Genomic DNA, 13,447 nt, shown 5'->3' on the forward strand with positions numbered 1-13,447 from the left:
GGCACGGCCGCGTTGCGGTCGCACCCGAGCGCGGGCCGCCGCGCTTACCCGCCGCGCGCGCCGCCCGCCCGGTCGGCCACTTCGTTCCACAGATGCAGCGCCGCATACGCGCGCCACGGCCGCCAGCCTTCGGTGCGGCGCTTCTGGCTGGTGAGCCGGTCGAGCGCCGGGTCCCGCGCGGCGATCGACTGCATCAGCACGAGATCGGATGCCGGCCACGCGTCCGGGTCGCGCCATGCGCGCATCGCGATGTATTCGACGGTCCACGGACCGATGCCGGGCAGATCGAGCCATGCGCCGCGCAGCGTCGCGAGATCGGCATGCGCGCGGTCGACCGGCACGTCGCCGGCCGCCACCGCGCGCGCCACGCCGGTCAGCGCCGCCACGCGCTTGCCGGGCATCCCGATCTTGTCGAGATCGCACGCGGCCAGCGCGTCGGGCGTCGGGAAACGCCACGCGGGCGCGCCGTCGTCTTCATGAATCACGCGCTCGCCGGCCCGTTCGACGAGCCGGCCGACGATCGTCGTCGCGGCCTTCACGCTCACCTGCTGGCCGACGATCGCGCGCACGGCCAGCTCGAATCCCGACCACGCGCCCGGCACGCGCAGCCCCGGCGCGGCCTCGACGAGCGGCGCGAACCACGGATCGCGCGCGAGATCGCCGCCGATCGCGGCCGGATCGGCGCCGAGGTCGAACATCGTCGCGACGCGCGCGGCGAATGCATCGTCGACGTGGCGCGCGAGCGCCCCTTCGACGGTCGCGATCAGGCAATGCTTGCGCGGGTGTTTCGTGACGGTGAGCCGGCCGGCATCGCCGTGCAGGCCGACGATGCGGCGATACGCGCCGTCGGCTACCTGCTCGACGCCCGGAATCGCGCGCCCGCTGAAAAAGCGCAGCACGCGCGCCCAGTCGTACGGCGCCTTGTAGCGCAGTTCCATCCGCGCGAACGGCGGCACCGGGCCGCCGTTCGCAAGGGATGTGATCGTTGTCGTTTCGATGCTCAAACCGCACTGCCCTCCGTCTCGGCCTCGGCTTCATCGGTATGGATATGACGCGCCTCGGCCGCGAGCAGCGTCGCCTTGCGGCGCACGCCCCAGCGATAGCCTGCGAGCGCGCCGCCCTTCTGCACGACGCGGTGGCACGGGATCGCGAGCGCGACCGGATTCGACGCGCACGCGGACGCGACCGCCCGCACCGCGCGCGGCGAGCCGAGCGCCTCGGCGATCTCCGAATAGCTGCGCGTTTCGCCGTACGGGATATGCGTCAGCGCTTCCCACACGCGCTGCTGGAACGCCGTCGGCGCGATGTCGAGCGGCAGGTCGAATGCGTGCCGCGTGCCGTCGAGGTACGCACGGATCTGCGTGATGAACGGCGCGAGCCGGGCCGACGATTCGACCAGTTCCGCCCGCACGAACGCGTCCTTCAGCTCGCCGACGAGCGACGCCGCGTCGTCGCCGAACGCGATCCGGCAGATGCCCTGTTCGGTGGCGGCGACGAGCACGGTGCCGAGCGACGTCGACGCGGTCGCATAGTCGATTCGCAGGCCCGCGCCCTGGCGGCGGAACGAGGACGGCGCCATCCCCAACTCGCGCGGCACCGACGCATAGAGCCGCGACGGCGAGTTGAAACCCGCGTCGACGGCCGCCCGCGTGACCGGCTGCCCGCTTTGCAGCGCCTGCCGCAGCGCGGCGCCGCGCTGCGCGGCCTGGTACTGCCGCGGCGACACGCCGACCACGCGCTTGAAGAGCCGCTGCAGGTGGAACGGGCTCACGTGCACGGCGTCGCTCAACTGCTGCAGCGTGAGCCGCTCAGCGTGCGCGTCGAGCACCGCGCACGCGCGATTGACGATTTCCAGCTCGCGCGGCAGCCCTTCGGGCTGGCAACGCTTGCACGGCCGGAAGCCGGCCGCGCGCGCGGCCGCCGGATCGGCAAAAAAGGACACGTTCTCGCGACGCGGCTGGCGCGACGCGCAGGTCGGGCGGCAGAACACGCCGGTCGTGCTGACGGCATAGAAGAACGCGCCATCCGCATGCGGATCGCGTTCGGTCACGGCGCCCCAGCGGGCATCGTCGGTCGGATAGGCGGTTTTCATCTGAACCTCGCACTCTCTAGTGTAGATGGTGCCTACTCTAGACATCGGCACATGCCGTCGCGCCCCGAATCTTGCTCTGTGATTCGTGCCGGCGAATCGGGGCCGCATCGCTAAAAATAAATCCGACGAAATGCGCGCGACAGCCGCTCCCGCGCGTTTTTCGTCATCGTCCCGTCACCATTTTGCTGCAGTGCGGATGCGGCAAATCGTCGTCCTGACGTTTTTTTGCAATCGGAATATTGCGTCGCACCATCGCCGTGTGTATAGTTGGAACTGTCTCCTCCATGTCTCCTCCTGATATGGATTAAGCCCGTTCCGCTCTGCGTGAACGGGCTTTTTTTCGTCCGTCGATTGTGCCGGGTTCCGGCCGGCAGCGCAGGCGCGATGCGTCTACACTCGATGCTCGTCGACTGCGAAGGAGTTCCCGCCCATGAAGCCCACCATCCGCGGAATCGATCACATCGTGCTGCGCGTGACCGACATGGCGGCAATGACACGCTTTTACTGCGACGCCGTCGGTTGCCACGTGGAGAAGGAGCAGCCCGATCTGGGCCTCGTGCAACTGCGCGCCGGCGATGCGCTGATCGACCTGCTGACGGTCGGCGGCCCGATCGACCGCCCCGACAGCGGCCCGCCCGGCACCGGGCGCAACCTCGACCACCTGTGCCTGCGTGTCGAGCCGTTCGACCCCGACGCACTGATCGCCCATTTCGCCGCGCATGGCGCGCGGCCGGAAGCGCCGGCGCAGCGCTACGGCGCCGGCGGCTACGGGCCGTCGATCTACCTGTTCGATCCCGAAGGGAACATGGTCGAATTCAAGGGGCCGCCGGCCGCGCTCGGCTGAACGCCGCAGGCGCGCGGGCCATCACGCGTCGGCGCGCGCCTTCAGCACCGTCCACTCGACCGCGATCGGATCGTGGTCGGCGCTCGAGATCCACGCGGCGCCGTCCTGCACCGTGCACTGCAGGCGCATCGTGCGTTCCGCGAGCCGCCCGAGCGCGGCCGCGACGCCGTCGGCGAGCGACAGCACCTGCACGTTGCGCAGCCGTTCGACCTTGCTGCGCACGCCCTGCCACCAGATTTCCGACGTCTTGCCGCCGTAGGCGATCACCGTGACCTGCCCGGCACGGCCGGCCGCCTTCGAGATGCGCCGTTCGTCCGGCTGGCCGGCCTCGATCCACACGTCGATCGCGCCCGTCAGGTCCTTCTGCCACAGATCGGGCTCGTCGACGTCCGACAGCCCCTTGCTGAATTCGAGCCGTTCGTGCGCGAACAGCGCGAACGCGACGATACGCACCATCATCCGATCGTCGGTTTCCGACGGATGGCGCGCCACCGTCAGCGCGTGATCGGCGTAGTAATGCCGATCCATGTCGGCGATTTGCAGTTCGGCTTTGTAGATCGTGGATTTCAGCGCCATGCGGATGCGGCCCGGGCGGGCATTCGGTTCGGTCGGGCCGTGATGATACCGAATGCGCGCCGTCCGGCGTGCTTCATGCGCGATTCACAGCACAACGGCCCGGCATGGCCGGGCCGTGTTCGATTCGCGCCGCCGGCCAGTCGGGCCGGTGCGCTCGCGCGTCGTGCGACGGCGCGGTGGATGGACGGTTACTGCTTGACGAAGCGCGAATCGGTCCAGAGACCCTGCTGGTCGCTGTTGTCGGCGCTGACGAACTGCACGTCGCCCTGATCGACCGATACCACGCGGAAGCGCTGGCCTTCCGGCACCGACAGGCAGCGGAAGTCGTCGAAGTACTGCTGCTTCGCCTGCGACTTGCCGTCACGTTCGTGATTCAGTACGGAATCCAGATTGTCTTTCGACAGACAGCCCCATGCATTCTTCGTCAGCTGGATTTCCTGCTTCGGCTTGACGGCCGAATCGCCGCCGGCCTGGGCAATCGACACAGCACAAAATGCGCCGACAAGGGCAAAAAGGACACCGGTACGCTTCATCATGTTCTGTCTCCAGGCTTGCGGGCACCAGGCTGGGTTAGCTATGTGTTTAAAGGTGATCGTGAACCCGCGTTTTTCACTTTAGAAGACCGGCAAACGATAGCAAGCACATTTGTTGTGCGACCGCAATAGCGGCGGATTGTCGCACCCCGTGCGCAACCCGCTTTTGGCGCGATTCACCCGGGCGGCAACGGTTGCCGAACGACGCGCCGGCCCGCGCCGCCGGGCGGAAAGCGTTACCCGACAAGGCTTTCAGCAAAGTTACAATGCGCCGATTGAACGGTTTGGATAATCCATTTCGCTATCCAGATCATTTTGATGCGTTGCACATAAAGTCATCCGAAACGATTCGACTTTACCGCAGCGCGGAATCGCATTTACCTGATACAAGAAAAATGCCAGGTATAAGCGCATCCGTATTTATCCGTAGTTCCCGCCTCCGTTCTGCGCCCTCCGAGCCGCGCCGCAAGTGCCTTTTACCAGTGTGGCGTTTACCCTGCTTTATTCAGCCCGATTTGCTGGCGCTCGAAATATTCGCGCTGGAAGATGCACATGCGATAAGCGTTGTGATACACACCATTCCCGAAAAATTCTTCCTTTAATTCGGCCTCGTGCTGGAATCCGCATTTCTCGTACACATGGATTGCCGCCGCGTTCGACGTGTCGACGATCAGGTACAGCTTGCGCATGTTCAACACCTTGAACGCGTACTCGATCGCGAGGCGCGTCGCCTGGCCCGCGTAGCCGCGCCCCTGGCACTGCGGCGCGATGATGATCTGGAACTCGCCGCGACGGTGGATGTAATCGAGCTCGATCAGTTCGACGAGGCCGACCAGTTCGTCTTGCGCATCGACCGCGACGAAACGGCGCTCGCGCTGGTCGTGCACGTGGCGGTCGTACAGTTGTGACAGTTCCGAGAAGGTTTCGTACGGCTCCTCGAACCAGTAGCGCATGATCTTCGCGTCGTTGTTCATCTCGTGGACGAAGCGCAGGTCCTGGCGCTCCAGCGGCCGCAGCGCGAGTGTGTTGGTATCGTTCTGGAGTTGCATGTTCATGTCCTTTTTAATGCCGGCGCACGTGCGGAACGCCCGCGCGGCACGGCCGCGTTCGGGCCCGTTTCGCACTGTAAGAAATTGAACGCGGGCGCAGTTCAGAGCCTAGAATGGGAGCAAGGGTTCCTGCCACCGCAAGGAGGCTATCGTGATGGAGCAAGTCATACTCGGAATTTTCCTCGTGCTGCCGCTGGTCATCGTGGCCGCGCTGTTTTCCGACGAACTCTGGCAGGAACATCGCCGCCAGCATCCGCGCGACGAGAACGCACCGCACATCGACTGGAAGCATCCGTGGCGCCGCATGCGTCGCGGGCATTGACTTCGATCATCGTCGATCGCAGCACGCGCCGGCCGCCTCCGCCGGCCGAGTAACATGCGGTGCACGATCCTTGCGCTTCGACCCGATTCCCGCCCAACCCGCGAGACGCCGACGTGAACGACAAGCCCGCCCTTCCTCCACACGATATCCCGAACGAAACGATCGACCTGCAGATCGCCGATGTGCTGGCGGCCGTCCGCTATCCGGCGAACAAGGATGCGATCGTCGATGCCGCACGCGATGCCGGCGCCAGCAACGACGTGCTGTCGATGCTCGACGGCCTGCCCGAACAGGATTACGCGGACGTCGACGCCGTCACACGCTGCGTCGCCGGCAACTTCGGCCCGGGGCTCGGCATTTGAGCGGATGCCAATAACGAGATAGGATCGGATCGCACCGGTCGCGCCGCGATCGGATGCGTGCCGCCCGGCGCAAGATCGGGCGTTTGAGCACGCGTGTCCGGGGGAGTCCATGGAAGGCATCCTGATCCAGCACACGACGCAACGTCAGCTGTGGTTCGGCGCGCTGACGGCGCTCGTCATCCTGCTTGCGCTCGGGATCGCCGCGCCGCACGCGAACGTCGCGCTGCCGGCCGTCGAGCCGTTCATGCCGATGTGCGCGCTCACCGTGTTCACGACCGCGAGCATCGCGGCGTTCTTCCTCGGCGCGCAGTTCACCGTGACGCGCCAGCCCGTGCTCGGTGCGCTCGGCGGCGCCTATGCGTTCACCGCGCTCGCCGTCGCGCTGCAACTGCTCACCTTTCCCGGCGTGTTTGCGCCGCATGGCCTGCTCGGCGCCCGCCCGCAAAGCGCCGCATGGATGTGGATCTTCTGGCATGCCGGCTTTCCGTGCTTCGTGATGGCCGCGCTGTTCGCCCGCGAGCGGTTGACGCGCGCCCCGGTCGGCGCGAAAGAGACGCGCCGCTGGACGGTCGCGCTCGTCGGCGGGCCGGCCGTCGCGGCGGCACTCCTGTGCGCGCTCGCGCTGAACGTGTCGCTGCCGCCCGCGTTCCATCCGCCTCGCGACGCGGCCGTGCTGCCCGTCAACGGCATCGCGCTCGTCGTCTGGATCCTCAACGTGCTCGCGCTCGTGGGCGTGCTGGTCACGGGCCGGCTGCGCACTACGCTCGACCTGTGGCTCGCGATCGCGGTGCTCGCGTGCCTTACCGACACGACGCTGAACCTGCTGACCACGAACCGCTTCACGGTCGGCTGGTACGTCGCACGCGTGTTCAGCATGTTCACGCCCGGCGTGCTCGTGTGCGTGCTCGCGTGGGAAGTGACGATGCTGTATCAGCAGTTGTTCGAAGCGCACGCGACGCTGATTCGTTCGTCCGCGCGCGACGGGCTGACCGGCGCGTTCAACCGCAGCCACTTCAACGATCATTTCCACACGCTGTTCCTGCAGGCGCGACGGCAGGGCGAATCGTTGTCGCTGCTGATGGTCGACGTCGATCACTTCAAGGCGTACAACGACGCATTCGGTCACGTGAAGGGCGATGCGTGCCTGATCGCCGTCGCGAATGCACTGGCCGGTGCCGTGCGGAGGCCCGCGGATATCGTCGCGCGTTACGGCGGGGAGGAGTTCGCGATCGTGCTGCCGAACACCGGCGCGCGCGGCGCGCGGGTGGTAGCCGACGAAGCGCGCGAAGCGGTGCTGCGGCTCGACCTTGCGATGCCCGACTCGCCGGCCGGGCGCGTGAGCGTCAGCGTCGGCTGTGCGACCGTGTCGGCGGATGATCTGTCGACACCCGATGCGTTGATCGAAGCCGCCGATGCCGCGCTGTATCGGGCGAAGGATACGGGGCGAAACAGGGTGGTCGTCGCCTGATAACGTCTGTTGTTTGGGTATTTGTTACGGTCATTTTGACCGGAATAATGCGCCGTTACGCAAAGCGCCGCAGGGATACCAATGCTTACAGCCCGGGTTGCGGGCGCTCGCTATGCTCGGTTTCATATCGAACCCGAGCAGGTGAACGCCATGAAGAAAACTCTTTTGCTGATTGCAGGCGTGGCCGTGTTGCTGAGCGGCTGTATCGTGGTGCCTGACGGTGGCGGGTATTACGGTGATGGCGGGTATTACCATCATCATCGTCATTGGGATTGACACGCGGGAAATATACGACACCGCTCCAAACATCGATGAGGCTTCATTAAGCGGCCTCCGGTACAACGCCGCGCGTCGCGCGAAATCCGAAGCGGCCGAGCGTGAACATCGCTCTTCGCGTAACAGATGACTTGCGTCGCGTCGGCGGAATTGTGCTCCGCTCAGTCGGCGGCATGATCGCCCTCACAGCAAAAATGGGCTGGGACGCCAGAATACTCATATCATCACTCGCGAAGCAGCTCCTCCACGCGCGTATTGATCTTGACGCTTAGATCCGACAGTAATTCGAAGAAGGCATCACGACGTGGGGCGAAGTGTTCGAAAATCCGCTCGGGGTCCATCGAAAGATCGAGCAGCAATACGCTTAGTTGACGCGATGCCTGAATTAGTTCGCGGCGCACTTCGTCAGCCCCCAAGATCGGATCGTCATTGTCAGCCATGATGAGCCTCCGCGATCTCTATGCGGCGGCCTCCTCTACTGCTATCGAGGCGCTGAGTGATAACATTTTTTTGGTCAATGCCCGGAGCATCCAGAACATCGCGACAAGATGCATCTGCGTCTCTACCTTGAATAGCAGAACGATTGCTGCTCGCAAGTCCTTTGTCGTTCATTTTCCATCCTCGCACTAAATTAGTTTTCCTAATTGATACGCATATTTACATACCTGAACGAAGTCAGATCTATCAAAACCAAGTTTCAGACAATGCGGCAAGCACCTGATGGTTGGTTGCCAATTCCGTTGAACAAAGAATCAGCCGTCTACTCGCAGTACATCTTCGCAGCCTCTCCAATTCCCCGACGATTCGAACGAATTTCGATCAAGAGAACCACCAAGATTTGCGGTATGACATCAACGCTTCAAATTGCCCTCTCCATCCAGCGGCCGCGGACCGAAATAGGCAATAGGACCTACCAAGGACGAGTCGTCTCTATCGTGACCTCGTCGAACAATCTCACATAACATCGATCGCCATGAAGCACCGTGCTACTCATATGTATAGCACGGTGCTTCATTGATTGCAAGCACCGTGCTGCCTTAGACTTGGCTATGGCTCGCGATGAACCCCAAACCAACCTGCGCATTCCGGCTGCCCTCAAAGAGCGGTTGATAGAAGCGTCTGTGAAAAGCAAGCGATCACTAACCGCCGAAATTGTGGCGCGTTTGGAGGAAAGCCTTGCTCACGATAGCGCAGGGCCTCGATCGATCGACGAGCAGACGCTGGACTTGTTCGCCGATACAGTCGCCGGAAAAGTCGTCCAAGCACTGGGCGAACAGCAACAGCGCCACGGCAAGCGTTGATCGCCACGCAGCACAACCAGAAAGGCGCCCTGGAAACGGGGACCCGTTCTCTGTAGCAATAGACTGTTCTGGCCCCAGCTTTCAGTCAATTGACGGGGCCGTACCATTTTTCACCGCACCCGTAACCAATTGACTCGATCAGACGCCAGCTTTCATCGCCCACAACACCAGCCGAACCATGTCCGGCCCACACTTGGACCAGCGCCTTCAATCTCCGCAATCGAAAACGGGGGGCTGAGCCCATGCTACCTCGGCCATGCTCGATGGTTCCAACACGCTACTGGAACTCGCGGTAGGCCCGAAGCCTTCAGAAATAGTCAAGTCAAGGTTTGGCATCGCGCAGCCCTTGATCCCAATCCTAGGAGCTTCCCGCTCCACTCCAAAGGCGCGTAGTAGTCCTTCCTTAGCTTGCTCGAAGTTTCGCTCCAGGCTGATGACAACATCATGATCGAAGCGGTAGAGCTGTAATAGCGTTACATTGCCATCTGGGAACGAATGGGAACGTAGGAAGTCGAGCATGGTCAGCGATATCAGAACCGACAGGCCAGCCCGGTGCTGATTTAACGCGGTGACGTAGTAGCGGGTTAGATCCGCCATGGCCACCAGTACCAGGTGCCATACGATCGGCATGAAGTGCAACCGCGACGTACCGTCCGGATCGCATTCGATGACCCTGGGATCATTTCCCGATACAAAACCTGCTGAAAATCACCCCCAGCAGATCATCCGAAGTGAACTCCCCGGTAATCGCATTGAGCTGCTCCTGCGTGAGCCTCAACTCCTCGGCAAACAAATCGAGCGACTGCGCCCTTTGCTCCGCATGATCCGCCGCCTGCGCCAGATGCTCTTGCGCCGCCCGCAACGCAATCAAATGCCGCTCGCGCGCGAGATACACACCTTCCGCCCCCGCCTGCCACCCCGCGATCCGCAGCAGCTCCGCGCGCAGCATGTCGATCCCGTCGCCGCGCTTCGCCGACAGATGTACCTCCGTCAGGTCACCTTCCGCCGCCGGATGCTCGACGCACGCCGGCACGCCGGTCAGATCCGTCTTGTTCAGCACACGCACCACCGGCACGCCGGCCGGAAACCGCGCCGCGATCGTCCCGTCGTCCGGCGTCATCCCCGTGCGCGAATCGAGCAGATGCAGCACGACATCCGCGCGCTCGATCTCGCTCCACGTGCGCGCAATCCCGATCCGTTCGACTTCGTCCTCCGTCTCGCGCAGCCCGGCCGTATCGATGATGTGCAGCGGAATCCCTTCGACCTGAATCGTCTGCGCCACCTTGTCGCGCGTCGTTCCGGCGATCGGCGTGACGATCGCCAGCTCGGCGCCCGCCAGCGCATTCAGCAGCGACGATTTGCCGACGTTCGGCTGCCCCGCGAGCACGACCGACAGCCCTTCGCGCAACAGCGCACCCTGCCGCGCATCGCCGAGCACGTGCGCGAGCTGCGCGCGGATCTTCGCGAGCTTGCCGCGCGCGTCGGCCGCTTCGAGGAAGTCGATTTCCTCTTCCGGAAAATCGAGCGTCGCCTCGACCAGCATCCGCAGCGTGATCACGTCGTCGACGAGCGCATGGATCTGCCGCGAGAACGCGCCGTCGAGCGAACGCCCGGCCGAGCGTGCGGCCGCCTCGGTGCTCGCCTCGATCAGGTCGGCGACGGCTTCGGCTTGCGCGAGGTCGAGCTTGTCGTTCAGGAACGCGCGTCGCGTGAACTCGCCCGGCTCCGCGAGCCGTAGCCCGAAGCCACGCCCCGCATCCAGGCAGCGCTGCAGCAACAGCTGCATCACGATCGGCCCGCCATGCCCCTGTAGCTCGAGCACGTGCTCGCCGGTGTACGAATGCGGCGCGGGGAAATACAGCGCGATCCCACGGTCGAGCGGCGCGCCGTGCGCGTCGAGGAACGGCACGTAGCTCGCATGACGCGGCGCGAGCTTCTGCCCGCACAACGCGTCGATCAGCGGCAGCGCGGCCGCCTCGCCGCCGCGCCCGAACGACACGCGGACGACCCCGACCCCCCCCCGGCCGGCAGCGGTGGCAATGGCGACGATCGGATCGGAATCGGTAGCGAGCATGGGAATCAGAAAAATCGGGTAATCAGCGAGTCAATGGTGCGCCCGCGCAACAGCTCGGGCATCGGAACGCCGGCATTGTAGCGTGCCGGCTCACACGCCACTGGCGGCGACGCCGGATTCGGACTCGCCCGAATTTATCCCACCGGGGATAAGCCGAGTATCAGCCCGGCCTCATCACACACCGGCCATTTCGGACGAGTATGCGGGCCGAAGGGGCTTGGCAGTACGTCCCTCAATTTCACTCCCCATCCTGACCAAGGTCGGGATTCGTCCGAATGAGATACGTTTATCCCATATGGTTGTCTGAGACGCGGCAATGGAATTGCACAATCTCCCCATGCCGACATCCGAAGAAAAAGCCGCGTTCTCGGAACGCCTGAAATTCGCCCTGCGGCGCAGCCCGGAGAAGGTCACGGGCGCGACGGAGCTGGCGAACCGATTCAATCTGCGCCACCGCGGAACGCATCCCGTTTCGCCGCAAACCGCGCACAAATGGTTGACGGGCCGCACGATCCCGACGTCGGACAAACTCGAAACGCTGGCCGAATGGTTGCGCGTCGAAGTGCACTGGCTGCATTACGGGCCGTCACCGAGCGTGATCGAACATCCGACGCCGCAACCGCTGCCGCGCGACGAACGCTATCCGCCGACGCCCGAGACGATCGAACTCGCGTCGAAGATCGAGGCATTGTCTCCACACCAGCGCTACCTCGTTCAGGAACTGATCGAGCAGTTCTACGGCGATCCGAAACTCGAAGCGAAGAAAGCCTGAACGGCGGCCGCCGCACGCGCCGCCGCCGGGAAACAAAAAAGCCGCATGGTCATGAACCATGCGGCTTTTTTTGCGAGCATCGCGGATGGCTGGCCACCCGCGAATGCAACGGGCGTCAGGCCGGCTTCTTCTTGACGCCGCCGAGCTTGCGCGTGATGTAGTACTGCTGCGCGATCGACAGCACGTTGTTCACGACGTAGTACAGCACCAGACCAGCCGGGAAGAAGAAGAACATCACCGAGAACGCGATCGGCATGAACTTCATCATCTTCGCCTGGACCGGGTCCGGCGGCGTCGGGTTCAGGCTCGTCTGCACGAACATCGACACGGCCATCAGCACCGGCAGGATGAAGAACGGATCGCGCTGCGACAGGTCGTGAATCCACAGAATCCACGGCGCGCCGCGCATCTCGACCGATGCGAGCAGCACCCAGTACAGCGAGATGAACACCGGGATCTGGATCACGACCGGCAGGCAGCCGCCGAACGGATTGACCTTCTCGGTCTTGTACAGCTCCATCAGCGCCGAGTTCATCTTCTGCGGATCGCTCTTGAAGCGTTCGCGCAGCGCCTGCATGCGCGGCGTGATTTCCTTCATGCGCGCCATTGACTTGTAGCTGGCGGCCGACAGCGGGAAGAACACCGCCTTGATCAGCACCGTCAGCAGCACGATCGCCCAGCCCCAGTTGCCGACGTAGCCATGAATCTTCTCGAGCAGCCAGAACAGCGGCTTCGCGATGATCGTCACCCAGCCGTAGTCCTTCACGAGCTCCAGGCCCGGCGCGATGCCTTCGAGCATGCGCTCTTCTTCCGGACCGGCGAACAGGCGCGCCTGCACGTCGGCCGACTGGCCCGGCGCGATCGCGGCAACCGGCTGCTTCACGCCGACGCGGTACAGCGTCGGATCGATCTTTTCAGCGTAGATGTCGCGCTTCACGCCCTGCTGCGGAATCCAGGCCGACGCGAAGTAGTGCTGCACCATCGCGACCCAGCCGTTGTCGGCGGCCTTCTCGAAGTTCGCCTTGTTCTTGTCGAGGTCGCTGAAGTCGATCTTCTGGAAGTGCTTCGCGTCCGTATAGACCGCCGGCCCGAGGAACGTGTGCGAGAACATCGGCGTTTCGACTGCCGTGTTGTCGCGCACCAGTTCCATGTAGACCGTCGGCGTGACAGGCACCGTGCCGACGTTGTCGATCTTGGTGTCGACGCCGACCACGTAGCTGCCGCGCGTGAACGTGTAGGTCTTCACGACCTTCACGCCGCCCTTCACCGGCGATTCGAACGACAGCTTCAGCGTGTTCTGGTCGCCCGTCAGCGACGTCGGGCCCGCATTGACCTGCGTGTAGACGTCGTTGTGGTTCGGGAAATCGCCGCCGAGCAGGCCCGTGCGTGCGAGATACGTGTGGCCGGCCGTGTGGTCGAACAGCGTGATGTACAGGTCGGGCTGCTTGCCGTCGCCCTGCTTCTTCAGCGTCAGCTTCGCGAGCGTGCCGCCGCGCGTGTCGATTTCGCCGTCGTACACGTCGGTCGAGAATTTCACGAGCTGCGCCTGGGCGGCCGGAGCCGTCGTCGACGGTGCGGCGCCGGCCGCGGCGGCAGGCACTTCACCTGCGGTCGTCGTCGCGCCCGTGCCCGATGCGCCGCCGGCAGCGGCCGGGGCCGTGTGCGTGGCGCTCGGGAAGAACATCGACGGGCGTCCATGGTCCCGCTGCCAGTTGTCGTACAGCATGACAGCTGACATGAAGAAGATCACCCATAGGACGGTGCGTTTGATATCCATG

17 protein-coding genes are annotated in these 13,447 nt (G+C 64.0%); 7 read left to right on the forward strand and 10 right to left on the reverse strand.

Annotation, left to right across the window (positions count from 1 at the left end):
- Window positions 1–44: 44 nt before the first annotated feature.
- Window positions 45–1,004 (reverse strand): DNA-3-methyladenine glycosylase family protein, encoded by a 960-nt coding sequence (locus CFB46_RS03995; protein WP_179235026.1) that lies wholly within the window; start codon window positions 1,002–1,004, stop codon window positions 45–47.
- Complete coding sequence (gene ada, locus CFB46_RS04000) at window positions 1,001–2,092, reverse strand: bifunctional DNA-binding transcriptional regulator/O6-methylguanine-DNA methyltransferase Ada (RefSeq protein ID WP_089499303.1); 1,092 nt, start codon at window positions 2,090–2,092, stop codon at window positions 1,001–1,003. The genes CFB46_RS03995 and ada overlap by 4 nt, the downstream gene beginning before the upstream one ends.
- 430 nt (window positions 2,093–2,522) lie before the next feature.
- On the opposite strand from ada, the gene CFB46_RS04010 reads away from it, so the two are divergent.
- Window positions 2,523–2,936: a VOC family protein gene (locus CFB46_RS04010; protein WP_027785791.1), complete on the forward strand. Its 414-nt coding sequence runs from the start codon at window positions 2,523–2,525 to the stop codon at window positions 2,934–2,936.
- A gap of 21 nt (window positions 2,937–2,957) precedes the next feature.
- On the opposite strand, the gene CFB46_RS04015 is transcribed toward CFB46_RS04010, so the two are convergent.
- From CFB46_RS04015 to speG, 3 genes are all read right to left on the reverse strand, one after another.
- Window positions 2,958–3,512 (reverse strand): YaeQ family protein, encoded by a 555-nt coding sequence (locus CFB46_RS04015; RefSeq protein WP_089499304.1) that lies wholly within the window; start codon window positions 3,510–3,512, stop codon window positions 2,958–2,960.
- A 188-nt stretch (window positions 3,513–3,700) separates the two neighbouring features.
- Complete coding sequence (gene sap1, locus CFB46_RS04020) at window positions 3,701–4,048, reverse strand: surface attachment protein Sap1 (protein WP_179235028.1); 348 nt, start codon at window positions 4,046–4,048, stop codon at window positions 3,701–3,703.
- A 488-nt stretch (window positions 4,049–4,536) separates the two neighbouring features.
- Window positions 4,537–5,094 (reverse strand): spermidine N1-acetyltransferase, encoded by a 558-nt coding sequence (gene speG / locus CFB46_RS04025; protein ID WP_089499336.1) that lies wholly within the window; start codon window positions 5,092–5,094, stop codon window positions 4,537–4,539.
- Window positions 5,095–5,248: 154 nt separating this feature from the next.
- Here speG and CFB46_RS35795 point away from each other — a divergent pair, with 154 nt between their 5' ends.
- The 4 genes from CFB46_RS35795 to CFB46_RS36300 all read left to right on the forward strand — a co-directional run bounded on the left by CFB46_RS35795 (window position 5,249) and on the right by CFB46_RS36300 (window position 7,522).
- Entirely contained in the window at window positions 5,249–5,416 is a 168-nt protein-coding gene (locus tag CFB46_RS35795; protein WP_175888569.1) for a hypothetical protein, read from the forward strand.
- A gap of 113 nt (window positions 5,417–5,529) precedes the next feature.
- Window positions 5,530–5,778 (forward strand): DUF2795 domain-containing protein, encoded by a 249-nt coding sequence (locus tag CFB46_RS04030; protein ID WP_027785796.1) that lies wholly within the window; start codon window positions 5,530–5,532, stop codon window positions 5,776–5,778.
- A gap of 109 nt (window positions 5,779–5,887) precedes the next feature.
- On the forward strand, window positions 5,888–7,246 hold the full coding sequence (locus tag CFB46_RS04035) for a sensor domain-containing diguanylate cyclase (RefSeq protein WP_089499305.1): 1,359 nt from the start codon (window positions 5,888–5,890) through the stop codon (window positions 7,244–7,246).
- A 150-nt stretch (window positions 7,247–7,396) separates the two neighbouring features.
- Window positions 7,397–7,522 (forward strand): hypothetical protein, encoded by a 126-nt coding sequence (locus CFB46_RS36300; protein ID WP_256980637.1) that lies wholly within the window; start codon window positions 7,397–7,399, stop codon window positions 7,520–7,522.
- Window positions 7,523–7,746: 224 nt separating this feature from the next.
- Here the strand turns inward: CFB46_RS36300 and CFB46_RS04040 are convergent, their stop codons facing one another.
- Window positions 7,747–7,962, reverse strand: coding sequence for a hypothetical protein (locus CFB46_RS04040; RefSeq protein WP_089499306.1), 216 nt, complete (start codon window positions 7,960–7,962; stop codon window positions 7,747–7,749).
- Window positions 7,955–8,134, reverse strand: coding sequence for a hypothetical protein (locus CFB46_RS35065; protein WP_143751578.1), 180 nt, complete (start codon window positions 8,132–8,134; stop codon window positions 7,955–7,957). Before CFB46_RS35065 ends, CFB46_RS04040 begins: the two co-directional genes overlap by 8 nt.
- A 437-nt stretch (window positions 8,135–8,571) precedes the next feature.
- Between CFB46_RS35065 and CFB46_RS04045 the strand changes: the two genes are divergently transcribed.
- On the forward strand, window positions 8,572–8,823 hold the full coding sequence (locus tag CFB46_RS04045) for an Arc family DNA-binding protein (protein ID WP_089499307.1): 252 nt from the start codon (window positions 8,572–8,574) through the stop codon (window positions 8,821–8,823).
- 207 nt (window positions 8,824–9,030) lie between these two features.
- Here the strand turns inward: CFB46_RS04045 and CFB46_RS04050 are convergent, their stop codons facing one another.
- Both CFB46_RS04050 and mnmE read right to left on the reverse strand, forming a co-directional pair.
- On the reverse strand, window positions 9,031–9,453 hold the full coding sequence (locus tag CFB46_RS04050) for a hypothetical protein (RefSeq protein ID WP_143751579.1): 423 nt from the start codon (window positions 9,451–9,453) through the stop codon (window positions 9,031–9,033).
- A gap of 49 nt (window positions 9,454–9,502) precedes the next feature.
- A complete protein-coding gene (mnmE, locus tag CFB46_RS04055; RefSeq protein WP_089499309.1) occupies window positions 9,503–10,897 on the reverse strand; it encodes a tRNA uridine-5-carboxymethylaminomethyl(34) synthesis GTPase MnmE in 1,395 nt (464 codons plus the stop codon).
- Window positions 10,898–11,234: 337 nt separating this feature from the next.
- On the opposite strand from mnmE, the gene CFB46_RS04060 reads away from it, so the two are divergent.
- Window positions 11,235–11,669, forward strand: a complete 435-nt coding sequence (locus CFB46_RS04060; protein ID WP_027785801.1) for a transcriptional regulator — start codon at window positions 11,235–11,237, stop codon at window positions 11,667–11,669.
- Window positions 11,670–11,784: 115 nt separating this feature from the next.
- On the opposite strand, the gene yidC is transcribed toward CFB46_RS04060, so the two are convergent.
- Window positions 11,785–13,446, reverse strand: a complete 1,662-nt coding sequence (gene yidC / locus CFB46_RS04065; RefSeq protein ID WP_027785802.1) for a membrane protein insertase YidC — start codon at window positions 13,444–13,446, stop codon at window positions 11,785–11,787.
- Window position 13,447 lies beyond the last annotated feature (1 nt).

Origin of the sequence: Burkholderia sp. HI2761, from assembly GCF_002223355.1 — a bacterium.
Taxonomy (GTDB): Bacteria; Pseudomonadota; Gammaproteobacteria; order Burkholderiales; family Burkholderiaceae; genus Burkholderia.

Coding starts and splice junctions, on each gene's coding strand:
- ada (WP_089499303.1), bottom strand. CDS start 2,092: ATGAAAACCGCCTATCCGACCGACGATGCCCGCTGGGGCGCCGTGACC.
- CFB46_RS04010 (WP_027785791.1), top strand. CDS start 2,523: ATGAAGCCCACCATCCGCGGAATCGATCACATCGTGCTGCGCGTGACC.
- CFB46_RS04015 (WP_089499304.1), bottom strand. CDS start 3,512: ATGGCGCTGAAATCCACGATCTACAAAGCCGAACTGCAAATCGCCGAC.
- sap1 (WP_179235028.1), bottom strand. CDS start 4,048: ATGATGAAGCGTACCGGTGTCCTTTTTGCCCTTGTCGGCGCATTTTGT.
- speG (WP_089499336.1), bottom strand. CDS start 5,094: ATGCAACTCCAGAACGATACCAACACACTCGCGCTGCGGCCGCTGGAG.
- CFB46_RS35795 (WP_175888569.1), top strand. CDS start 5,249: ATGGAGCAAGTCATACTCGGAATTTTCCTCGTGCTGCCGCTGGTCATC.
- CFB46_RS04035 (WP_089499305.1), top strand. CDS start 5,888: ATGGAAGGCATCCTGATCCAGCACACGACGCAACGTCAGCTGTGGTTC.
- CFB46_RS36300 (WP_256980637.1), top strand. CDS start 7,397: ATGAAGAAAACTCTTTTGCTGATTGCAGGCGTGGCCGTGTTGCTGAGC.
- CFB46_RS04040 (WP_089499306.1), bottom strand. CDS start 7,962: ATGGCTGACAATGACGATCCGATCTTGGGGGCTGACGAAGTGCGCCGC.
- CFB46_RS35065 (WP_143751578.1), bottom strand. CDS start 8,134: ATGAACGACAAAGGACTTGCGAGCAGCAATCGTTCTGCTATTCAAGGT.
- CFB46_RS04045 (WP_089499307.1), top strand. CDS start 8,572: ATGGCTCGCGATGAACCCCAAACCAACCTGCGCATTCCGGCTGCCCTC.
- CFB46_RS04050 (WP_143751579.1), bottom strand. CDS start 9,453: ATGCCGATCGTATGGCACCTGGTACTGGTGGCCATGGCGGATCTAACC.
- mnmE (WP_089499309.1), bottom strand. CDS start 10,897: ATGCTCGCTACCGATTCCGATCCGATCGTCGCCATTGCCACCGCTGCC.
- CFB46_RS04060 (WP_027785801.1), top strand. CDS start 11,235: ATGCCGACATCCGAAGAAAAAGCCGCGTTCTCGGAACGCCTGAAATTC.
- yidC (WP_027785802.1), bottom strand. CDS start 13,446: ATGGATATCAAACGCACCGTCCTATGGGTGATCTTCTTCATGTCAGCT.